Annotated in this window: 15 protein-coding genes and 2 pseudogenes; 7 read left to right on the top strand and 10 right to left on the bottom strand. The window is 49.2% G+C overall.

Features of this window, described 5'->3' with window-relative positions:
- Positions 1-175 precede the first annotated feature (175 nt).
- A pseudogene (locus Q0986_RS20585) lies at positions 176-512 on the top strand (hypothetical protein); the annotation flags it as partial.
- A 126-nt stretch (positions 513-638) separates the two neighbouring features.
- On the opposite strand, the gene Q0986_RS20580 reads toward Q0986_RS20585, so the two are convergent.
- The 5 genes from Q0986_RS20580 to Q0986_RS20560 form a co-directional block, all read right to left on the bottom strand.
- Positions 639-962, bottom strand: coding sequence for an STAS domain-containing protein (locus Q0986_RS20580; RefSeq protein WP_299415071.1), 324 nt, complete (start codon positions 960-962; stop codon positions 639-641).
- A 300-nt stretch (positions 963-1,262) separates the two neighbouring features.
- A complete protein-coding gene (locus tag Q0986_RS20575) occupies positions 1,263-4,088 on the bottom strand; it encodes a transglutaminaseTgpA domain-containing protein (protein WP_299415069.1) in 2,826 nt (941 codons plus the stop codon).
- A complete protein-coding gene (locus Q0986_RS20570) occupies positions 4,085-5,416 on the bottom strand; it encodes a DUF58 domain-containing protein (RefSeq protein ID WP_299415067.1) in 1,332 nt (443 codons plus the stop codon). Before Q0986_RS20570 ends, Q0986_RS20575 begins: the two co-directional genes overlap by 4 nt.
- Positions 5,417-5,419: 3 nt before the next feature.
- A complete protein-coding gene (locus tag Q0986_RS20565) occupies positions 5,420-6,382 on the bottom strand; it encodes a MoxR family ATPase (RefSeq protein WP_299415065.1) in 963 nt (320 codons plus the stop codon).
- Positions 6,383-6,385: 3 nt separating this feature from the next.
- Positions 6,386-7,348, bottom strand: coding sequence for a MoxR family ATPase (locus tag Q0986_RS20560; protein ID WP_299415063.1), 963 nt, complete (start codon positions 7,346-7,348; stop codon positions 6,386-6,388).
- Between the two features lie 233 nt (positions 7,349-7,581).
- On the opposite strand from Q0986_RS20560, the gene Q0986_RS20555 reads away from it, so the two are divergent.
- The 5 genes and pseudogenes from Q0986_RS20555 to Q0986_RS20540 all read left to right on the top strand — a co-directional run bounded on the left by Q0986_RS20555 (position 7,582) and on the right by Q0986_RS20540 (position 10,409).
- The gene (locus Q0986_RS20555; protein ID WP_299415061.1) at positions 7,582-7,890 is read left to right on the top strand and encodes a hypothetical protein; all 309 of its coding nucleotides are present in this window, start codon (positions 7,582-7,584) and stop codon (positions 7,888-7,890) included.
- Positions 7,891-7,963: 73 nt separating this feature from the next.
- Positions 7,964-8,315: pseudogene (locus tag Q0986_RS23090) on the top strand (type II toxin-antitoxin system RelE/ParE family toxin).
- The gene (locus tag Q0986_RS20550; protein WP_299415059.1) at positions 8,312-8,632 is read left to right on the top strand and encodes a Fis family transcriptional regulator; all 321 of its coding nucleotides are present in this window, start codon (positions 8,312-8,314) and stop codon (positions 8,630-8,632) included. The pseudogene Q0986_RS23090 and the gene Q0986_RS20550 overlap by 4 nt, the downstream one beginning before the upstream one ends.
- A 115-nt stretch (positions 8,633-8,747) precedes the next feature.
- Positions 8,748-9,530, top strand: a complete 783-nt coding sequence (locus Q0986_RS20545; RefSeq protein ID WP_299415057.1) for a DUF4253 domain-containing protein — start codon at positions 8,748-8,750, stop codon at positions 9,528-9,530.
- Between the two features lie 279 nt (positions 9,531-9,809).
- Positions 9,810-10,409: a Uma2 family endonuclease gene (locus Q0986_RS20540; protein WP_299415055.1), complete on the top strand. Its 600-nt coding sequence runs from the start codon at positions 9,810-9,812 to the stop codon at positions 10,407-10,409.
- Between the two features lie 73 nt (positions 10,410-10,482).
- On the opposite strand, the gene Q0986_RS20535 is transcribed toward Q0986_RS20540, so the two are convergent.
- The 4 genes from Q0986_RS20535 to Q0986_RS20520 form a co-directional block, all read right to left on the bottom strand.
- Entirely contained in the window at positions 10,483-11,229 is a 747-nt protein-coding gene (locus Q0986_RS20535; protein WP_299415053.1) for an SDR family NAD(P)-dependent oxidoreductase, read from the bottom strand.
- 119 nt (positions 11,230-11,348) lie between these two features.
- Complete coding sequence (locus Q0986_RS20530) at positions 11,349-13,460, bottom strand: protelomerase family protein (RefSeq protein WP_299415051.1); 2,112 nt, start codon at positions 13,458-13,460, stop codon at positions 11,349-11,351.
- A 145-nt stretch (positions 13,461-13,605) separates the two neighbouring features.
- On the bottom strand, positions 13,606-15,828 hold the full coding sequence (locus Q0986_RS20525) for an AAA family ATPase (protein WP_299415049.1): 2,223 nt from the start codon (positions 15,826-15,828) through the stop codon (positions 13,606-13,608).
- 11 nt (positions 15,829-15,839) lie between these two features.
- Positions 15,840-16,946 (bottom strand): trypsin-like peptidase domain-containing protein, encoded by a 1,107-nt coding sequence (locus Q0986_RS20520; protein WP_299415047.1) that lies wholly within the window; start codon positions 16,944-16,946, stop codon positions 15,840-15,842.
- A gap of 126 nt (positions 16,947-17,072) precedes the next feature.
- On the opposite strand from Q0986_RS20520, the gene Q0986_RS20515 reads away from it, so the two are divergent.
- On the top strand, positions 17,073-17,978 hold the full coding sequence (locus Q0986_RS20515; protein ID WP_299415045.1) for a M23 family metallopeptidase: 906 nt from the start codon (positions 17,073-17,075) through the stop codon (positions 17,976-17,978).
- Between the two features lie 3 nt (positions 17,979-17,981).
- Here Q0986_RS20515 and Q0986_RS20510 read toward each other — a convergent pair whose 3' ends face one another.
- On the bottom strand, positions 17,982-20,570 hold the full coding sequence (locus Q0986_RS20510) for an EAL domain-containing protein (RefSeq protein WP_299415042.1): 2,589 nt from the start codon (positions 20,568-20,570) through the stop codon (positions 17,982-17,984).
- Positions 20,571-20,961 lie beyond the last annotated feature (391 nt).

Genomic DNA, 20,961 nt, shown 5'->3' with positions numbered 1-20,961 from the left:
CAATCGTTAGAGCAAGTATTGGAGGGGATGATGCCTACTTAACTCTGTGCGATCTCATGGGTCCTATTTTTCTCCAGCGGTAACATTCCAAGTCGTGTTTCTAAAGCTAGAGTATTGCAAGGAGGCACCGTCTAAAATCCTGTTCTACCCGTACAAGTCTCTTCTACATAGATCACTACTGGTTGGTCGCAATAATCGCCAAAATGATCTGCTAACGTTTCGGACAGCCGCCACCTACGATTTACGGTTTCATACTCAGGAGATTCCGGGTAGCCATATACTCTTGAGGGGGCTGTGCCTGAACCTGAGGATATGTAATTTGTAGCGAATATGGCAGCCTACTATAGTCGGGCTCGGTAGAGTCATCCAGTTTCTGTAGTCTATACCGAATCTAAAAAGTGTATCAGCCCAAAGGGGCCAAACCAGGGATGGTGATTTATAAACATGAACAAGTGATTTGGGGCCAGCCCCAATTTGTAAAAGATCGGGTTCATGTTTCTGGCACAGGCTAGGATGCCCTGATTTAGTCCCTTAAGATTGAAGGTGACTGACCTGCAGGATGTTTGCTCTGGCTAGTGCTTTTTGAGCATCCCTCTAGTTCTGCTATAGAATATGTAACCTGAATTTATGCTAGGAAGCTAAATGACAGAGGTCTCATTTTTTTGCTGAAATTCTTCCTTGTTTGCAAAAATATCGAAAATTTGGTCCATTCTGGATAATTTCAACACAAGACTAACCTGCGTTCTCATAGAACAGATAGATAGCTTGCCACTTCTACCATGCACTGCTTTATGCATTGCGACTAAAGCACCAATTGCCGAACTATTGATAAAGGTGACATCTTGCAAATCTAATAGGATCGTTTTAACGCCTTCATTCAGCACCGTGTCAATTTCATTGCGTACCTGGTTAAGACCAATTCCGTCTGCCAGGCTGAAGGGTTGGATAATTTTATAGCTCATTGGTTGCACTCCTAGTTCAGGTCAGTAGGTTTTGAGTCTGGTAAAGGCGAAAAAGCTACCAATGAATGACCCGTAAACCATAAGGAATTCGTTGTGTATTCAGAATTCCCTTTTCTGAAAGCGAGTGAACATTCACAACACAACAAGTAAACCTCGGGACTGTTTTAAGTTCACCAGAGGTAATTTGAAAGCACTGAAAATCCTGGAGATGTAGTAGGGGGTAAAGAAATTTGGTAGGCAAGAATTTTGGTATCAGATTTTCGTTTAGTCATCTGAAGCGGTCTTATAATAGTTCACTCATCAACGCTTTGTGGTTGAGCGAGTCCCTCGTACAGGCAGCTGCTTGAATTCACTTAGCCAAGATTGGATCATGAGTTTCAACTTTTCTCTTTCTTCGTCAGTGAGACCTTGGGGGTCAAAACGATAGCGGTAATGCAAATCAATAATTGGGTCTAACTCGCTCATGTAAGAAGCAGGTAGTTCCTGTTCTAGTCGTCCCAACCATTTGCGGACCGTTTCTGAAGAAAGCCGTGCAAGCCCCCAATCGCTTAAGCGTTTTTCAATCTGGTAAAACTCAGAATCCAGTCCATCCGAAGTTGGTTTACGGATGCGTTCTGCCCCCTGCCCTCTCCGGCTCTTTGTGCGCCGAGAGAGCTTCTTGCGGATCATTCGCCAGATTAAATAAATTGATCCAAAAACGATCACCAGTCCCAAAACAATCATTGAACCGGCCCAAGCCAAAGTCTCCGAATTGTCAGAAAGCAGAGCCATCAGCTCAGACCAGGCTTCAGACAATTTTTCGAAGAAAGACTTAGAGGGTGGTTGGTTCTTCTCCCCAGTGAATGAGCCGTCTTCAGATGAGGTGCCATTCTGGTTAGCATTGCCATCTTCGGAGAAGGTGCCAGAATTGCCATCCCGAGAACCATCTTGCGTTGGAGCGCCATCTTGCTGTGAGGATCCGTCTTGGGATCGGGTATTATCCCCTTGGGCATTTTCACTTTGAGCCGTCGAGGTGTCGCCTTCAGTGGTCATCCCGCCCCCTGGAGTGGTTTCGACTTTGACCCAAGTATTGTCTACATAGGCTAAGACCCAGGCATGGGCATCTTTCACTCGGACAATATACTGTTGTTCCGCAGGACTGTATTCATGGGCGGTATAGCCCACGGCATAACGGGTGGGGACACCTGCCGCCCTCAGCAAAAGCGAGGTAGCCGATGCATAGTATTCACAGTGGCCGGACCGATGGTCTAACAAAAAAGCTGCGATCGGTGTTTTGTTATTCTTGGGGGTTGGCAGATCGAGGGAGTACTTAAATCCCTGCTTTTTAAAGAAGGTGGAAATGGCTTCAACCTTTTCTGAATCAGATTTACCGTTCAGATCCAGGGAATTGGTAATCTTTCTGAGCGTCCGCTTTTCAATAGCCGGAACGGCTTTATCAAAAGCGGTGGGTGGACTGTCTGCAGATTGTGTGGGGTCATACTGCACCGTATAGGCAAGGGGACCGGGTTTTCCCTGGATAGCAACCGTCCCGTACTGGTTTTCTTTTAGGGTTTTAACCTGAAGCTGGTTAACTTCAGAAGTTCCTAGGGGCAGTTTGAGGATTTCGTCTTTTCGCAGTAAGTCCGATGAAATACGAACTGAGGTTGTTTGTTTCGTTTGGGTACCCAATCGCCAGCTCTGTCGGGACTGTGGGCGTTTAGCCGAAAATTTGGATTTGACGGCATTCCAGGTGCCTGACTGGTATTGGTTATAGGTGGCTTCTCGAATATACAGCGGGAATTGGGGTTTGGGGCGATTGGCATTTGGCGCAACCCGAAACAAAATGGCATTGGAACGTTGCAGAGAGCCAATATTACCAATTTGAGTCTGGGCTTTTTCAGGATCAACAATGCCGCCTGATCGCTGCACTAGGCTAGGGACAGATTGCCCACCCTTTCGACCCGGTTTAGTTGGCTGGCTAGGAGGTCTTATCTTCCCTGGATTTTTGCGGTCTTGTCCGCTGTTTGAAGGTGGCGCTGAAATATTAGGGAGTTGAGACGTTTCAGGGGGTAGCGAAGGACTTGGATCGGGAATATCTGGAGTACTATCAGGGATATCTGAAGTACTTGTGTCATCGTTGGACTGAATGACACCAGAATCAGATTCTTGCTCAGGCGTGGAGGACGAGTTTTCTACAGTCTCTTGCCCAGGTGATGTAGAAGGCGAGTCTTCTTCAGACTCCTCCTGAGTTGAACCATCTGAGGTTGATGGGTTGTTGTCGTTAGAGTGACTAGGCGTTTCGGGTGTTGAGGAACTTGAAGGTGACGAGTCGCTGTTCGAATGGTTGGGTAAGTCAGGCGTATTGGACGTTTGATTGCCATTTCGGTTTTTGGAGCTAACGACTGTATCAGTTTCTAGCTCCATGTCCTCCAGTAAGCGATCCATATCCTCCTGGAAAGTTCTCCCCTTATCATCGGGCCAGGTGCGAGCCATTTTCTGAAAAAACTCACCAAAAACGGCGGGGCCAGGGAGCCGAACATTGGCTTGTAACCAGTAGAACTGATGGGTGCCAATTAGACTCAACACCAATGCCAGGACAATCAAACCGTAAAAAGTAGACTGAGAAAAACGTAGAGCCAGTTTGCGATTAACAGGCCAACGGACGGTGCCCAAGAAAAGAGCAATCAGTAGGGCAGTGATCGCCAGAAAGACGAACAGGTTACCGCCGGTGGCACTGGCAGCGAACAGACAAACGCCAAAGTAGGGGTAATACCAATTAACCGTTTTCCAAGACTGGGCCATAGCCCCCAGATACTGGCGATAGACCGAGACGAAATTCCGACAGTAGGTTTGAGCCAGGACAAAGGGGAATAAGCCAACGGGCAAACACTTGATCAGGTGATATCGAGCGGCGTAAGGGATGGCCTCGGGAGACACAGGGGGCAGAAAGAAGACCGCTAGCAACCATAGGAAAAGGGCGATAACCTGAAGTTGCTTGAGATTAGTGAGGGTGAGGGACCAGCGTTGTTTGACCATTTCCCTGGCTTCCAGGGCGAGGGCCATGGGAATCGCGATGATCCAGGCTCCGGTTTGATAGCCCCAAAAGCAGAGCGAAAGACTACAGAGGGTTGGAGTCGATTGCTTCATAGGGCCAATAACTCCTGTTGCAAATTGAAAATTGTCCCGGAGTGCAGCTGACACTGGGGGCCGAAATATTCCTGGAACTGGGGGTCCATATGAAAGCTGAGGTCAGATAGGCAAAGGGCTTTTATGGGAATACCAAACTGACTGAGCATTTTTAGAAAGGCATAGCGAGTGTCATCAAAGCCCAGCAGGATACAGAAGCAGCCACTCAATCGGGATAAGCGAGATTGAATGATTGGATTCAGACAATCCAGTTCTCGATGGGGGTTGGGATTAAGGGTGGCAACCGTTTCAATGATTTGTGCTCGTTGGCGCAACCCTTTGCCCACGGTCACCAATCGAGGATCTGGACCAGCATAAATGATATCCAGTAGAGACGCTTCCGGCTGTTCTTGCATCAAAAAAGAAATGGCCACTGCAATGGCTTCTTCAAAGGTGGTGCTGTGGGGTTCAGTCTGAAAGGTGTCCAGAATTAAGGCATGGTGGATAGCGGTCTCATCCTGTTGTTCTTTGACGATGGGGCGACCGACTTTGGCCCAGCTTTTCCAGTGAATTTTATTAGTCGGGTCTCCGGCTCGATAATCCCGTAGAGATCGGAATTCCAAGGCTTCTCCAGCGGTGGATGTGCGTAGGGTTTCACTGGCTTGGTAGCGACTGGCTTGGGAAAGGTTAAGGGGAGAGAGCTGATAGCGCTGGGGCAAAATACAAATCGATTGGCCGACATCGTAAGTGTGGCGTTTATAAATTAAGCCCAGAGGATCAGGGCAAGCGAGGGTGATGGTTTCGAGCTGCAAGCTACCCCGTCGCAAGGGGAGAATTTCCACCCTGGCTTTGGTTTTGCCTTTGGTGGAGAGGGTGGGTAGATCCTGAAGGTGAGCGGTGGCCCACTGCTGCTTGGCTAGGTAGCGTCGCCAATGGGGTCGCCATTGGTTGCCGACGGGATAGCGGCGCTTAATCTGAATAAACTCCCGGAAGCTGGGAAAGGGGGTGGCAAAGGTCTCCACCAGCTTTAATCCCTTCTGAGGTTGGGGAGAGAGATTCTGAATCACCACCTGGTAGGGCAGCGGTTCACCCACGGTGCCAAAGCGGGGCAGCAGGCGGGTGGCCTTAAACCGAAACTGAATCAACCGGCTGCCAATAGTTGCTAAGAGCAGCAGAGCCAAGGCAAAGAAGAACAGAACATGACACATGCTGCGGGTGGATCCGAGACTGATCAGCGCACTGCCAATACCGCCCGCCAATACCCCTAAACCCGCAGGGGTAAATTGCTGCACCAGCCATTTGCGGGTGATATAAGTCAATCGGAGACAGCGATAAATAAAGCGATCCATAACTTAGGCAGGCACCGGAATACTGGTGAGAATACGGTCAATACAGTCCTGAGCGGTTTGCTCTGCAAAGCAGGCTTGAGGGGACATCACTAGCCGATGGGCCAGAACATCCCCAGCAATTTCCTGAATATGGTCTGGAGTGACATACTCATAGCCATCGAATAGGGCTAAGGCTTGGGCCACTTTCATTAAGGTGATCGATCCGCGAGGGCTGGCCCCCAGTTGGACTTCTGGCAACTGCCGAGTGGCGGCGACGATATCGACGATATAACGCTTCAGTTCTCGACTGACCCGCACCTGTTTTACCGCCTGCTTCAGGGTAAAAATCTCTTCTAGGGAAATGCAGGGCTGCACCCGCTGGATGGGATGTTCTTCCAGTTGCTGGGTGAGAATGGCAATTTCATCAGCGGGAGACACAAACCCCAGACTGAACTGCAAAGCAAACCGATCCATTTGGGCTTCTGGAAGAGGATAGGTGCCCTGAAAGTCCACGGGATTTTGGGTGGCAATCACAAAAAAAGGATCGCGAAGCGTTCGTTGCTGACCGTCAGTTGTAACTTGGGATTCGGCCATCGCTTCTAGAAGGGCCGATTGGGTGCGGGGAGAGGCCCGGTTAATTTCATCGGCCAGAATCAGATTGGCAAAAATTGGGCCTTCGTGAAACTGAAAGGTCTGGTCCTTTGGATTAAGAATCGAAACCCCCAAAATGTCGGAGGGCAGTAAATCCGGGGTAAACTGAATCCGCTTAAAGGCAATATCGACGGAATAGGCCAGAGTCTTGGCGAGGGTGGTTTTGCCCGTGCCCGGATAGTCTTCCAGCAATACATGGCCGCCACTAAAAAAGGCCGCCAGTAACTTGCGAATGGCCGCGTCCTGACCCTTAATCACCTGCTGGATATTTCCTGCTAAGTGACGATAAATGGTTTGCCCCTCGGAGCAATCAGTTTGAGTGTCTAATACCACCATGGGTTATGCCGGAACGGGAAGCCGCCTCATGATGTCCATCACCACCTGTTCTGCTGTTTTACCAGCAAATTTCGCTTGCGGATCCATCACTAGGCGGTGAGCCAAGACGGAAACAGCAGCCTCTTGAATATGCTTGGGGCGAAGGGCAGGGGTGCCATCAAACAGGGCTAGGGCTTGAGCAATCTTCATTAAGGCAATGGAACCACGGGGACTGGCTCCAAGCTGAACTTCCTCTGCTTGCCGGGTGGCATTGACGATATTGACGACGTATTGCTTGAGATCTTCGCTAACGGTAATCCGCTTGACCGCTTGCTTGAGGGTAAACACATCTTCGAGAGACAGGCAGGGTTGCAACTGGTCAATCGGGTGAGCCTGCATTTGGTTGGATAAAATTTCGACTTCTTCTTCGGCGGAGATATACCCCAAGCCAAACTGGATGGAGAAACGGTCCATCTGGGCTTCGGGTAAGGGGTAGGTGCCCTGGGAATCAATGGGGTTTTGGGTGGCAATCACAAAGAAGGGATCATGCAGTTTCATCTGCTGACCATCGATGCTGACCTGAGACTCGGCCATTGCTTCTAGGAGGGCCGACTGGGTACGGGGAGAGGCCCGATTAATTTCATCGGCCAGAATCAGATGGGCAAAGATAGGACCCTGGTGAAATTCAAAGGTTTGGTCTTTGGGATTGAGAATCGAAACCCCCAATATATCGGAGGGCAACAAGTCAGGGGTAAATTGAATTCGCTTAAATTCAATATCAACGGATAGGGCAAGGGCTTTGGCGAGGGTGGTCTTACCTGTACCGGGATAGTCCTCTAGCAACACATGGCCGCCACTAAAAAAGGCTGCCAATAATTTGCGGATGGCAGGCTTCTGTCCTTTGACTACGGTTTGGATATTTTTGGCTAAGCGGCGATAGATCTCTTGGCCGGAAACCCCGGACATCGACAAGGACGACACTGTCATAAATGCTTTTTTACTTAGGATACCCGACCACTATTAAGGGTCTTGCAGCGAATTCAGTTTGGTTGATTGTTTCAGACGACTGACGGTAGCTACTTCCTAGCATTGGGGGCAAGCTATGATGTGAGGTAGAGAGCTGAAGTTTTGAATATTACTCGCAACGTAATTTCGATTACTGGATAGTGGCTGACTTAATTTGAGGTGATTCTATATTACTGTTGGTCTCTAATATTTTTATGAAATTGAAGTCTGACATTGATAAAGATATTCAACTTGGGTTGATCGCTCATGGGATTACATTCCCGATTGACGATACAGGTAAAATTGCCATCCATGAATTCCGAATAGACACCCAAGCTCGTATCGGAATGTTATACATATTACCTAAAACTAAATTGCCTGATGGTGCACTTCCTTTTCTAGTTATTCCTGCTCAATATTTATATGGAGTTTTTCATTTTGAAAGACAAGCAGCAATCATTGAAATAGGAACAATGGCTCTTGATGGTGAAATTGAGGATTGGTATATCAAAAATAAAGGGTAATTATCAGGCGCTCTGGGATATATGCAAAATTGCCTTGTGGTTCTTTGCACCAAAAAAGGTACAATAGTGCCATATGAGTGTAAAGCGTGTACCTGCTAGTTTTTATTGAAGCGAAGGTAATAATGAGCCTGTCCGAGAGTGGCTTAAGCAGCTTGAACCATTAGAGAGAAAGATAGTAGGTACCGATATAAAAACGGTTGAGTATGGATGGCCTATTGGCATGCCCACCTGTCGTCCGATGGGAAAAGGACTCTATGAAGTTCGGTCTAACCATTCCTAATGGCAAGATTGCAAGAGTTCTCTTCTGCATTTTTGAGAATCGCATGATTTTACTGCATGGACTTATCAAAAAGGCTCAGAAAACCCCAAAAAAAGAGCTAGATCTGGCACTGAAACGAAAAAGTATCCTAGAGGCAAAGAGATGACCAGTAATCCACATATCGGTTCTTCTCTAGATAATTTTCTAGAAGAAGATGGAGTCCTAGCTGAGGTAAATGCTGTGGCTCTTAAGCGAGTGCTGGCATGGCAGATTCTCCAAGAAATGAATGCCAAAGGGCTGAGCAAATCCAAGATGGCAGCTTCCATGAATACGAGTAGATCTTCACTGGATCGGCTGCTTGATTCCAGCAACACATCCGTCACCCTTAAAACGATGGATCGTGCTGCCGCAGTTCTTGGTAAACGTCTTCAGATAGAGCTGGTCGACTCTCAAGAGCCTAAAACTGAGATATCGGCTGGCTAAGACTCAGCCTACACAATTGCAAGTTCAATAGGCTGTTTTTAGAGGTGACCTCACAATCAGGTTCAAAATGGGTTTTATAGAAGTAGCCACTACTCTGTGAGTGTCAAATATAGCCATGGCTTTATCCCCTGAACAAATACAGGAAATTGCAGCCCAGGTTGATTTTGAGCCTGAGGTCTTCTCAATTATTAATGCTGAATCTCCTACGCTTTTGAGGAAGCTGGAGCTAGTTCAATACTGGTATGAAGAAGAATCAGCTCAACCTGAACAAACCTTACCTGCTACCGTTCAGATCCAACGCAACGTTGAGCTAGAGAGAACAGGTGGCGATCGCTTTATTAAATTGCAGCTTGATGGCATTTTCTTTGAAGTAGATACCCCTGACGCTATTTCAGTAGTCCTCAGACTGAGATCCAAACTCCCCAAAGGCTACATGTCAATCACGCTGGACTATCAACGACGAGAGCAACTTCTTAAAGAAGACTTTGAAGCAGCATTGGGTAACTCAGCCGAACGATCTTTGATTGGTGTGGTCAAACTGGAAGACCATTACCAAATCGTCCAATTTTTCGGTACTGCTGCCGGGAACTACGAACTGAGTAACGCCGATATTATCGATAAGCTGCGCGCCTGGGAAAAGCTCTGCGACTTTGAAATTATGGGTGGAGGAGGAGACACCCTAGAATTGGCCTTCAAAACCCTGCCTGAAAACCGATTAGCCTTTGCAGAGGACGTTTATGACTTTTGTCCTGACTTGATGGATCAGGGATATGTGGGACCACCCTTAGGGGAAGGGGCCACGATGGAAGATTATGCAGAAGCAATGGACGAGCAAACCGTAGAAGACTTGGTTGATTATCTAGAGCGGAATATGGCTGTGGGGTTCTGGTGGGATTAGGTGAGACGTTTTGCGATCGCTCCCCTAATTTATAGGTGCAATCTCGTTATTTTAGGTATAAAATCTTGTCCTCAATCAACTGATTTGTATGGGGGTACTCATTTCAAATGTCGTCGTCTTTTGAGTTTAAATCGCCTATGCTCGAATGAGGGTGAGCTGGCTTATTCAGGGGATAACCTCTAACTTTCCAGTTGCTTTGTACCGTATTGTTCTCGGCATTAGATAGCTACATCCCCTACAGCTGCTTCAAGTAAGTGTTCAATTATTAGAACAAGGACTATGTCTGCTCTGACACCAGACACATTAGTCGAAAATCCATTTGCTTCAAGCTCCAAAATTTGGACAGACGAGGCGTTTATGGCCTTACCCGATGGGCATCGCTACGAAATCGTTAATGGAGAGTTGGTGGAAGTGGGAAATTCTGGGGCCAGGCATGGCTATATTTGTAGTCTGCTGGTGGCTGCTTTGATGAACTACGTCTTAGCCGAGAAGTTAGGGGTTGTCCTCGATTCCAGCACCGCCTTTAAACTCAAAAGTGGCAACAAGCGATCGCCTGATAGTTCATTTTTTGCCAAAGAGCGTTTACAGGGATTCAAAGAGCTACCGACTGGCTTGTGGTCAGGTGCGCCAGATCTAGCCGTGGAAGTTCTCTCACCGGGAAATACCGTTGAAGAAATTCACGACAAGCTGGTGGAATACTTCGAAAGTGGTTCCCGCTTAGTATGGGTAATTCATCCAGATGAGCAGTATGCATTGGTCTATCGGACGGCTCAAGAACCGGATCGGTTACTCAAACGCAATGACTTTCTGGAAGGGGAAGACGTGATTTTAGGATTCAAGATGCCTGTCGCTGATCTGTTTCAAAAGTTACCCTGTTGAATGAAGGAATCACTTCCCGCTCAGAATTCAGGTATGACCTCCTGTGTCCTCAATCAACACTTGCAATCCACACCTACCAAGGCAACAGGCTACCATCCCAAGAAAAGAACTGACCGCTATCCGCTTTCCCTACCCCATCCAAAACGGCCAATAGCTGAGTTACCGTCCGATCCACAGAAAACAGCTTTTCCGGTGGGACATTTCGCTGAAACGGTTTGGAAAGCTTTGTGTCCGTTGTGCCTGGATGGAGCGTTACCACAATAGTTTGGGGGCTACGACGACGATACTCAATCGCTGCTGTACGCATCAACATATTCAGCGCTGCCTTTGAAGCCCGATACCCATACCAGCCTCCTAAATGGTTATCGCCAATACTGCCAATCTTGGCAGAAATCGTCGCCAAGATACTGCGCTCTTCGTGTTTTAACAACGGTAATAAATGCTTTGCCCATAGGGCGGCCCCAATGCTGTTGACCTGGAAATATCGCGTTAACGACTCGGCATTCAGCTGCCGCAGTCCCTTTTCAGGCTGCAGTTCTCCTTCATGCAGAATCCCCACACTATTGATGACCCAATGCAGCCGATCAGCCTGAATCTGCTCACAACAGGCTGCAATTTGCTCTTCTTGGGTAACATCCACCGAGAGGCAACACACCCGCTCTGGATGGTTGGCGGCCAGCGCGAACAGTTCTGCTGCTGACGCTTGAGCACGATAGGTGGCATAGATGGTCTGGATTTGGGGCCGTTGTAGCAAATGCTGGACAAACCCTAAACCAATCCCTTGGCTCGCTCCAATCACTAAAGCATTGGACTCACTCATGGGGGTGGGCGAAGGGTAGGAAGCGGACTAACATCGGGACGAAATTAGAGGGAGAGAAGACTTTTGTCAGCTTAACGGAATTCTCAATCGAACGGAGCTTATTGTAGAAGAGCGCTACGTTACTCAGTGAGCTGAATCACCTGATCAATCGTGACCCCGGCGCGACCATGACGAATATTGTGGCGGGAACTCAATCCATGGGTCTGGTGATGCTGTTCAATTTCATCTTCTCGGGTGTCCAATACCCGCTGAATCACGCCTTGGTAGGACTTGGTAAGCCGCTTAAGAACAGAGGCGCTAATCCGCCATTTTTCTTCAAAAGAACGATTCGGGACATTGTTGTAGTCCATCATTGCGTCGATAGCCTGCGTGATTTTTGCGTCTGCAGCAGCGGAGGTCTGTCCCGGTTGCCGACCTGGTTTCTTCGAGGTATCTGAGCGCCGGGTTGGAGAGGCGATGGGGGCATCTGGAGATTTAGCCTGGGTACGTTGGGGAGAAGCGTGGCCGTTATTTTGGGCCGGTTCTTGATTCGCAGGCTGAGGGGGCTGCTCTGGCTGTATCACTTGTATAAGCTGAGTCAGAGCATCGGTAAGGGCATCTAATTTTTGGTCCGTTGTCGAGACTGACGCTGTCGGATGGTCGGCAACGGGAGGGTTCGGTGTGCTCTTTTCATCTGTAGATGAGATGATTTTTTCCGATGGCTCAGAAGCAGATAGGCCCAACTCATGCTCTAGCGTTTCAAAAAACAGCAAAGCATAATGGGTGCGCTGCTCATAGTTAACGCCTGCCTTGGTATAGCTAGTTCGTTCTGCCGTCTGGTGATCAATCAGAGGCAGCTGACCGGAGCGAATGGCGTCTGCGATCGCATCTCGATACAGGGGTAAATAGTCCTCTGGATAGTAGTCTTGGTCGAGATCGGCAACCTCCTGCTGGCAGAGGGTATGAATCGCCTTTGGATCGCGAAGAGGACGCAACGGCTCAATAAATAGACGAGCCAGCTGTTCTAAGTCATCAGCCTCTCCATGAGTCGTCTTGCCCTGCGGTAAGGATTGCTCAATCCATGCCAAGAGAACAGACATCTTATCCTGCTGAGTGCCGTTCGGTTCAAACTGATCGAGCATTTGGAGCCAGCGATCGCGTTCATCCTGGTAGAGCCTTAAGGTGGAAATATCTCGCTTGGGGGGTTGGCGTTTGCGTTTAAGGGGTCGGATCATGGGTGGTTCTTCCCGTTCCATTGAGGGGTCTGGTTCAAGTTGGGGGACAGCACTTTGGAAAACTTGTAATACTTTAACGCCTGGATCTTGGAGACGAATCCCCTGACGACCATCGATATTGCCCTGGCCATCCCCAATTTTGTAGTCATTGTAATGGCGGGTAGAGGCTAAGGATCGTCGTAGGGTGGGATCTTGCTCGTTCTGGATCAAAAAATGCCCTTGAATGGCCGCCATATATTCAACATCGGCGACGGTGGGTGGTGCATACCAGTGGGTGGCAATACGAGCATAGATCGTCCGAAAAAGGTGGGTATAGAGGTTGCCCCGACCGGCTCGTTGGGGAATCAGTTCAGCAAAATAGCGATCGCAAGCTTTGGCCACGGGAGGACTGTACTTGCGGTTAATGGTTTCTAGGTCCAAACCAGCGGTATCCACTTGGTTGCGTAAGGTATGGAGGGCTGCGATCGCTTGTTTCGCAGGAGCTAACGTGGGGATTTCAAAGCGGAGGGTCTTCGCTTCTTGGCGCCGTTTAAGCGCTCCCGTAAACCAGACACTGTAAGCTGACTCATAGGTAAATTCAGCAGTTTGCAATAGTTCCGTACAGCGACGCCCCGTCAACACGGCTAACCCGGCGGCGATATCTGCCCAGTCCCGATGATCAAGCAGCATCTTGGCGCGATCGACAATAGCATCTGGCTGCTCGATTAGCCCTTGCTGTTCATTGCGAGCGGCCACCCGATCGTTAATGGATAAATTAATTTCAATCCACTCATCCCGCGAGAAATTCATGGCCTCTACCGCCACATGGTCTTCTCCCAGCTGCTTTTTCAGGGCCTGCCGCACCTCGGTCATTAGGTTGCGCTGCTGTTTAAGGTGCTTCAGACCATAATCATGCCATTGCTGTTTCATCCACGCAGACCATTGCTCGGCAATTTGACGATCTTGGGGGGTCTGATTCAGGGGAGCAACGGCAGGGAGAAAGGGATGGTCGTATAGTTTTTTAAGCCAACGCCGCATAGATTTGCTGGGTTCAGGTTGCGATGATTATTACATACCAATTAACGCGATGGTCAACTTATGGTCGTCTGGCGGCCCAGCCCTGGCTACGAAAAGTCCAACCCCCTATGTAATGGCGCCAAATCTAAGCCATCGACGATGTTGCTTAAGAACGATGGACATGGACAAAGGCCAGCGTAGTTTGCCACTGAATCGTTTGATGCAGTAGCTTTTGGGATAATAAAGCCTGGATTTGTTGGACATCCTTCGCTGAGCAATGCTGGCTTAATCGTTGCCCATAGGAAGGGCGCTCACCGTGCTTAGCGAACCATCGATCCATTAGCTTAGGGGTGATATAGAGACGTATGGAAGTCTGCTCTAGGTTGATGGTGATCGGTATATCGGTAAACGCCGCTCTGAGATCGGATTCATCCCAAGTAAGTTGCCTATTGCCCGGATCATCTTGATATAAAGTCGCTTCAGCCGCTTGCCAACGCTGATATAAAGCCTTGTTTACCTCCTGTGCCTTGACCAAGTCACAAATTCGTTGACTATATTTAGGTAGGGTTTCGGCTAGAATCATCTGGCCCTGCGGCCTCAAAAGGTGGATCAGTTGCTGGGCAAAGTCTTCAGCAGACTGATCCGTTTGATGCATCTGACTAGCAAAGGCGTTCCGACCTAAAATCCAGTCAAACTGGAGATCAGGGGTATGGTTATGAATCAGACTGTCTAGGTTTGAACTCAGCCCGGTTAAAAAGATCGGTCGTTGCAAGACGGCAAGCGCTTTAGCTTGCGCGTCTAGGGTCTGAGCGACTTTATCTGTGGGAACGTGGGTGTAGACACTGCCTTCAGGGGTTCGTCGGAGGGCCTCCCAGGTGAGTAGTCCCGTCTGGCTGTTGACTTCCAGCACCACATGGTGGCGTTGAATTGGGGTGAAACTAAAGATGCGATCGCGCACCCAAGCCGCATGGTCTCCGGTTTGGCTGAGGGTTCGCTGTAACCACCGTTCCTTTTTTGAATCTTTGGGACCAAAGCTCACCGTGTCTTGGTGACTTGATTCTGAGAGTCCTGAAAGCTGGGCCTCCCGCTGGCGGGCAATCTGGTCTTGCAGTACAGCTTCTCCCCCCTGATCCGACGGTTGATAGAAAATCTGTCCTTGCAGACTGTCTGGCAAATATTGCTGGGCCACCCAATGGTCGCGATAGGCATGGGGATATTTGTAGTTAGCCCCATGCCCAAAGGAATAACGATCTCGACTGCTGTCCTTGAGGGGGTTAGGAACGTCATCTTCTCGTTCTTTTTCCACGGCTCCTAAGGCATCAAAATAGGCCAACACGCTATTGGATTTAGGAGCCATCGATAGATACAGGGCCGCTTGGGCGAGGGGGTATTGGCCCTCCGGCAATCCCACCCGATCAAAGGCTTGGGCACAGGCTATGACGACGCCAACCGCCTGTGGATCCGCCAGCCCGACATCTTCACTGGCTAAAATAATCATCCGCCGAAAGATAAAGCGCGGATCTTCCCCGGCATAGACCATGCGGGCAAGCCAGTAGAGGGCGGCATCTGGATCGGAGCCACGCAGGCTTTTAATAAAGGCGCTGATCGTATCGAAATGGGCATCGCCCTCTTTGTCGTAGAGAACGGCCCGCCGCTGAATCGAGGCTTCCGCGACAGCTAGCGTAATGGGAATGACACCATTGTCGTTCGGCTCGGTGGTTTCAATCGCAAGTTCTAAAGCATTGAGCAAGGCTCGGGCATCACCATTGGCTACATTGATTAGGTGGTGGGTGGCGGCCTCCTCCAGCTCGATGGCCGTATCGCCATAGCCAAAATATTTGTCTTGCAGTGCCCGATCTAACACCTGTTTTAGGTCGTCTGGGGTGAGCGATCGCAACTGAAAAATACGCGATCGACTGACGAGCGCTTTATTGACCTCAAAATAGGGATTTTCAGTGGTTGCCCCAATCAGAATGACCGTGCCATTTTCGACCCACGGCAAGAGGGCATCCTGTTGGGCCTTATTAAATCGATGCACCTCATCGACAAATAGAATGGTGCGCTGACCATACTGACCCCGCCGATCTTGGGCTTCATCGACGGATGAACGGATATCCTTGATGCCCGCTAAGACTGCATTAAGGGCCAGAAAATGGGCCTGAGTGGTGTTGGCGATAATCTGGGCTAAGGTGGTTTTGCCCGTACCGGGAGGACCATAGAAGATCAGTGACGAGAGCTGATCGGCTTGAATCGCCCGTCGTAAGAGACGTCCTGGACCGACAATCTCATCTTGACCCACAAACTCATCCAACGTGCGGGGACGTAAACGTGCCGCGAGAGGTGCTTCCGTTTCTAGTAGCTGTTGACGATGCTGCTCAAATAAATCCATCGCCCTAGTGTTTAAGACCGTCGAGAGAAGGTATCAGGATTAAGCGTCCCCACCTTCAATTGGGCTTGACGCTGCTGATTCTTGCGCATGATAGTTAACGACAGCTGATCACCAGGGGTTACGGACTGGAGGAGCTGTTGCAATTGCTCCGTATTGTCAATTTGAGTTTTACCAATTTGCACAATCACATCACCCGGTTTTAACTCAGCCGCTGCTGCGGGGGAATCAGAAACGACATCGACGACTAGCACACCTTTATCTTGCTGAACTTGTAAGTCGGTCTCTTCTTGCAACAGCTCCTTTGTTTGTTCCGAGATACTGATCATGCGAATTCCCAAATAGGGGTGGGCCACTTGCCCCTCCTTGAGAATCTGCTGACTAATCCGGGCGGCAATTTTGACGGGAATGGCAAACCCTAGCCCCTGTGCCTCCACACCAGAAGCTTGTGACTCGCGAATAATGGCCGTATTAATCCCAATCACCTCTCCCTTAAGATTGAGTAAGGGGCCACCGGAATTACCAGGATTGATGGCAGCATCGGTTTGAATAAAGTTAACGCGCTGATCGGGGGCACCCAGTTTAGCACTGGCCCGATCTGTGGCGCTAATAATCCCCATCGTTACGGTATTGTTCAGTCCCAAGGGATTGCCAATTGCGATCGCCCAATCCCCCGCTTGTAGAGCATCCGAATCCCCAAGGGTCAGAGCCGGTAAAGACTTCTGAGCCTCTATTTTGATCACCGCAATGTCGGTGAGTGGATCCGCTCCCTCCACAGTCCCCGGAAACTGCTGACCATCCTTGAGCACAACCGTGACTTCATCGGCATCCTCAACCACATGGGCATTGGTGAGAATCAAGCCTTTTTCATCAAAGATAAATCCTGAGCCAGTGCCCTGATCACGCCGACTACCCGGGCCTTCAAAGGGGCCAGACCATGGGGCCTTTGAGTTGCGTGCCGCATTAATTTGCACCACCGATGGCCCAACTTGATCAACCATTTTGACAATTAAATTGGAGCTAATCTGAGAGCGACTGGCAATTTCTGCAGCAGGTATTTCAGGTGCTTTTTGAGGATCTTGAGTGGTTTGGGAAGATCGATTACATCCTGTTTGGAGCAAGATACCTCCAACGAAGAGAGGAAAAACTAGATGCTGAAGGGATCGCTGCATTATCGTAGGACTAGGCGGCATCAAAACGCTATTGTTGTTTTCTACTCCACTCTAACCTGGGAGTCTCGGGGAATCATGGTCAGACCAAACATTTGCCATCTGCTGGCAATCATACCTTGGGCATTGGGTGCCAGGATATTGGCAGTTCATGCCCAGTCTTCTCCTCAACCCCAGCGGCTTTGTCCGGCATCCGTTCTATCTCGCTTAATTCGACATCGGGCACAGCCAGGAGAATCGTTAGCCAGTATTGCCCAACGGTATGGGGTTACGTCCGCCACTCTTAAAGGGATCAATCCCCAATTGCGACAGGGACATGTCAGGACAGGGGCTAATATTGTTGTCCCCCCCTACAACGGCATTTTCGTCGCCATCCCTGCCGGACAAACCCTCAAGGCCGTGGCGCGAGCCTATCAAGTCAATACGGAGGTTTTGTTTGAGTTAAATGGTTGTCAGTTATCGCCCAAGGTTGCTTTTGTCCCTGGGGTGAGCTGGTCGCCCAGCATTAATTCACGACCCACAGGGATTGCACCACTGCGGTCTGTGGGGGATGCAGCTAAACCCTCACGATTGGTGGATAGACAGGATCGCTATCCGCTCCCCCAACCCGTTCCCGTGATTGGTACCTATGGTTGGCGGCTCAATCCTGACACGCGCAAAATGCAGTTTTACAGTGGGGTTGACTTGGGTGCTAGTACAGGTACCCCCGTCTATGCCGTCAGTCCAGGAACCGTTGTGTTCGCGGGGAAGCGAGGTCCGTCCGGTCAACTCGTGATTATTCGTCATACGCAAGGACGGCAGACGCGATACGGTCGTTTAGGTAAACTCAGTGTCCAGGCAGGTCAATCGGTGCAAACCGGGACTCAACTCGGTACCGTCGGTGCGGTGGCACCTGCCTCGCTGCGCTTTGAAGTTCGCTATCGTTCCAGTTTAGGGTGGGTTGCCCATGACCCTCAGCCCTATTTACAGTCTCTAGAAAAGTGATGGCTAATGAGTATACGACAGGAGAAACTGTTCCATTGCTTGAGTGTTGGTAGGCTTCGCAAATAGATAGCCTTGAGCATATTCGCAATTCATTTGGGTGAGTTCCTGGGCCTGCTTAGGCGATTCAACCCCTTCCGCTACCACATCCATATGCAAGTTATGGGCTAGCGTAACGATAGTTTTGACGATTTCAAAGCCTTCTTCAGAATCCATCCGTTTCACAAAGGAGCGGTCAATCTTTAATGTGTCTACGGGGAAGGCATTTAAGTAGTTCAGCGAAGAATAGCCTGTCCCAAAATCATCAATCCCCAGCTTGATGCCTAATGTCTTAATGGCTTCCAGTTTGTCGGCCACATCGGAGACATGATCCATTAGTACCCCTTCCGTAATCTCCAGTTTTAATTGGGGGCAGGGCAGATTGGCTTCGGCTAAGATGCTGTGAATCTTTTTGACAAAATTGGGTTGCGAAAATTGACGACTAGAAATATTGACGTTGAGTTGGAGGTTCGCAGCTAAATCGTAGTGTTTTTGCCAAGTCTGCATTTGCTGGCAGGCTTCTGCTAAAACCCACCACCCTAACGGGATAATCAGCCCGGCTTCTTCCGCCATGGGCACAAACTCAGAGGGGAGAATCAAACCTCGTTCAGGATGATGCCAACGGACTAAAGCCTCTAGCCCTACCAGGGCTTGGCTCTCTAAAGAAACAATGGGCTGATAAAAAAGCTGAAACTCTTGCCGTTCAATGGCTCGTCGCAGATCATTTTCTAACTGGGATAAGGCTAGAACTTGAGAGCGCATGCTGCTGCTAAAAATCTCGTACCGACTCTTGCCTAGGTTTTTGGCCCGGTACATCGCCGTATCTGCGTCTCTTAGCAGTTCCTCTGGATGTTGATACTCCGTATCACTCAGAGCAATCCCAATGCTGGTGCCGGTGAAAATTTCGTGCCCTTCAATCACAAATCCTAACTTGAGCTGTTGCTGAATTCGCTTAGCGGTCAAGACAACATGCTCTCGATTTTGGATGGTGTTCAGCAAAATGACGAATTCATCGCCACCCAGGCGAGCCACGGTGTCTTCTTCTCGTAGACAAGTTTGTAACCGCTTACTCACCTCAATCAGTAGGCGGTCGCCAATCATATGCCCCAAACTATCGTTAATGATTTTAAAGCGGTCCAGATCCAAAAATAAAATGGCAAACTGTTCCTGGGGATGCCGATGATATTGTTTGAGTGCCTGGGCCAGACGATCCATAAATAGGATTCGATTGGGCAAATGGGTGAGCGCGTCATGCAGGGCATCATGGACCAACTGCTCTCTCGCCAAATAATATTCCGTAATATCGGTCTGGGACCCTGCAATCCGGTAAGGCTGATGGTCTGGATCGCGGAGAGCCATTCCCCGACTCCGAAACCAACGATACTCACCGTTTTTATGCTGCAAGCGAAACTCACTCTGAAAGTGAGCGGTTTCATTGTTCAGGTGGAGGGATAATTCTTGCTTGAGACGATCGCGATCCTCAGGATGAATCCGATCTAACCATTCTTCACAGTGGTCGCTAATCTCATCATCTTCATAGCCAATCATGGATTTCCAACGGGGGGAATAGTACACCTGATTGGACCGTAAATGCCAATCCCAAAGCCCATCGTTAGCGCCTCTGGCTGCGGCTGCATATCGTTCTTCACTTTCTCTCAGGATTTCTTCCGCTCGTTTGCGTTGGGTAATGTCCACTAAGTAACTGCGAATAACCTGGCTTTCGGGCATACAGTGAATGGATTGTTCAAAGACGCGATCGCAAACATGGACTTCCCGAATAAAGTACTGATTGTGAGCTTGTTTGATTTCCGTCAGAAACCCTTGGAGAAGTGGATGGTGGTTGGACTCCAAAATATCTGGAAACTGAGCGACCGCAGCTGGATTGATATAGGTAATACTGCCACTAAAGTCTGTTTCAATAATGGGATGAGGCATTAACTCAGGAAAAGAAGACAGCCGCACCAGCGCCGCTTCTCCTAAATTACGTAACTCTGTATCAGAGGGGATCAGGGGCCGGGTGGCTGGCGTAGAGGTGATCGAGGACGCTGAGGCATGAGCCACCAACAGCTCATCCCCCTCGTAGTCCTCTGTAGTCCCTGTGACCAGGTGATAGGTGGCCTCAATATCTTCACCAAAGGCAATCACTTCCTGGTCCTTTAGATCATGGGAAAATCGGCGTTTACCATTGATCCAAAGACCATTGCGGCTGCGCCTACCCTGAATATTGCCGTCAATAATCCGAAAAAAGTGGTTGCCCGTTTTAGGTTCATGGATACGAAGGAGCAGCGCATGCTGGCGGGATACAGTGCCCGCATTGAGCACGATCGAATTGGCAGGATGACGACCCACCGAATAGGTTGCTGCTTCTAAAACGATGGTCTGTTGATGATCTCCTTCCTTGACGACCAGCAAATGATGAGCCCGATTTTTTCGCTTGACCGACGGATCTTGGCTAGATTGTCTCACCTCTGGAGAATGGCTTGAAGTCTCTTGCAGCGTGGGAGAAGTAATGTCTCCTGGCATCACATCTATTCCAGTGGGGGTTGAGTCTTGCACAAGATTTTGGCCGTTATCAATAGCAGTGAATAAACAAAAAAGCAGTGAATAGACAAAAATTTATGGCAGGAGAAAGGCGATCTTGAGTCACTTTACCCTTATACGGAACTTGGCGAGGGACGGCCATTCCTAGCGTCTGCTATATCCATCTGCCTCTAATGAACGTTAGACAGAGCGTAAGGACCTTGCCGCCTAATCAACGACAGAGCTATCTCCTCTTGATGGATGAGCGTTGAACAATGGGGCATCTAAGCAAGCCTGAGAACGTGATTGGTCGAAATTACTCCCAGTCTATAGCAACGATTCTAACGCCATTATTTTTGAAGTGATGAATAATCCCACACCGGGGCTGTGCTCATACGGATCATTCCCAGATTGACCCCAAAAATTA

Origin of the sequence: Acaryochloris sp. IP29b_bin.148 (assembly GCF_028285565.1) — a bacterium.
In the GTDB taxonomy this organism is placed as follows: domain Bacteria; phylum Cyanobacteriota; class Cyanobacteriia; order Thermosynechococcales; family Thermosynechococcaceae; genus Acaryochloris.
This window is presented reverse-complemented; position numbering and strand designations above follow the sequence as displayed.

Excerpts from the sequence above, each read along its gene's own strand:
- Q0986_RS20580 (WP_299415071.1), bottom strand. The coding sequence starts at position 962 with ATGAGCTATAAAATTATCCAACCCTTCAGCCTGGCAGACGGAATTGGT.
- Q0986_RS20575 (WP_299415069.1), bottom strand. The coding sequence starts at position 4,088 with ATGAAGCAATCGACTCCAACCCTCTGTAGTCTTTCGCTCTGCTTTTGG.
- Q0986_RS20570 (WP_299415067.1), bottom strand. The coding sequence starts at position 5,416 with ATGGATCGCTTTATTTATCGCTGTCTCCGATTGACTTATATCACCCGC.
- Q0986_RS20565 (WP_299415065.1), bottom strand. The coding sequence starts at position 6,382 with ATGGTGGTATTAGACACTCAAACTGATTGCTCCGAGGGGCAAACCATT.
- Q0986_RS20560 (WP_299415063.1), bottom strand. The coding sequence starts at position 7,348 with ATGACAGTGTCGTCCTTGTCGATGTCCGGGGTTTCCGGCCAAGAGATC.
- Q0986_RS20555 (WP_299415061.1), top strand. The coding sequence starts at position 7,582 with ATGAAATTGAAGTCTGACATTGATAAAGATATTCAACTTGGGTTGATC.
- Q0986_RS20550 (WP_299415059.1), top strand. The coding sequence starts at position 8,312 with ATGACCAGTAATCCACATATCGGTTCTTCTCTAGATAATTTTCTAGAA.
- Q0986_RS20545 (WP_299415057.1), top strand. The coding sequence starts at position 8,748 with ATGGCTTTATCCCCTGAACAAATACAGGAAATTGCAGCCCAGGTTGAT.
- Q0986_RS20540 (WP_299415055.1), top strand. The coding sequence starts at position 9,810 with ATGTCTGCTCTGACACCAGACACATTAGTCGAAAATCCATTTGCTTCA.
- Q0986_RS20535 (WP_299415053.1), bottom strand. The coding sequence starts at position 11,229 with ATGAGTGAGTCCAATGCTTTAGTGATTGGAGCGAGCCAAGGGATTGGT.
- Q0986_RS20530 (WP_299415051.1), bottom strand. The coding sequence starts at position 13,460 with ATGCGGCGTTGGCTTAAAAAACTATACGACCATCCCTTTCTCCCTGCC.
- Q0986_RS20525 (WP_299415049.1), bottom strand. The coding sequence starts at position 15,828 with ATGGATTTATTTGAGCAGCATCGTCAACAGCTACTAGAAACGGAAGCA.
- Q0986_RS20515 (WP_299415045.1), top strand. The coding sequence starts at position 17,073 with ATGGTCAGACCAAACATTTGCCATCTGCTGGCAATCATACCTTGGGCA.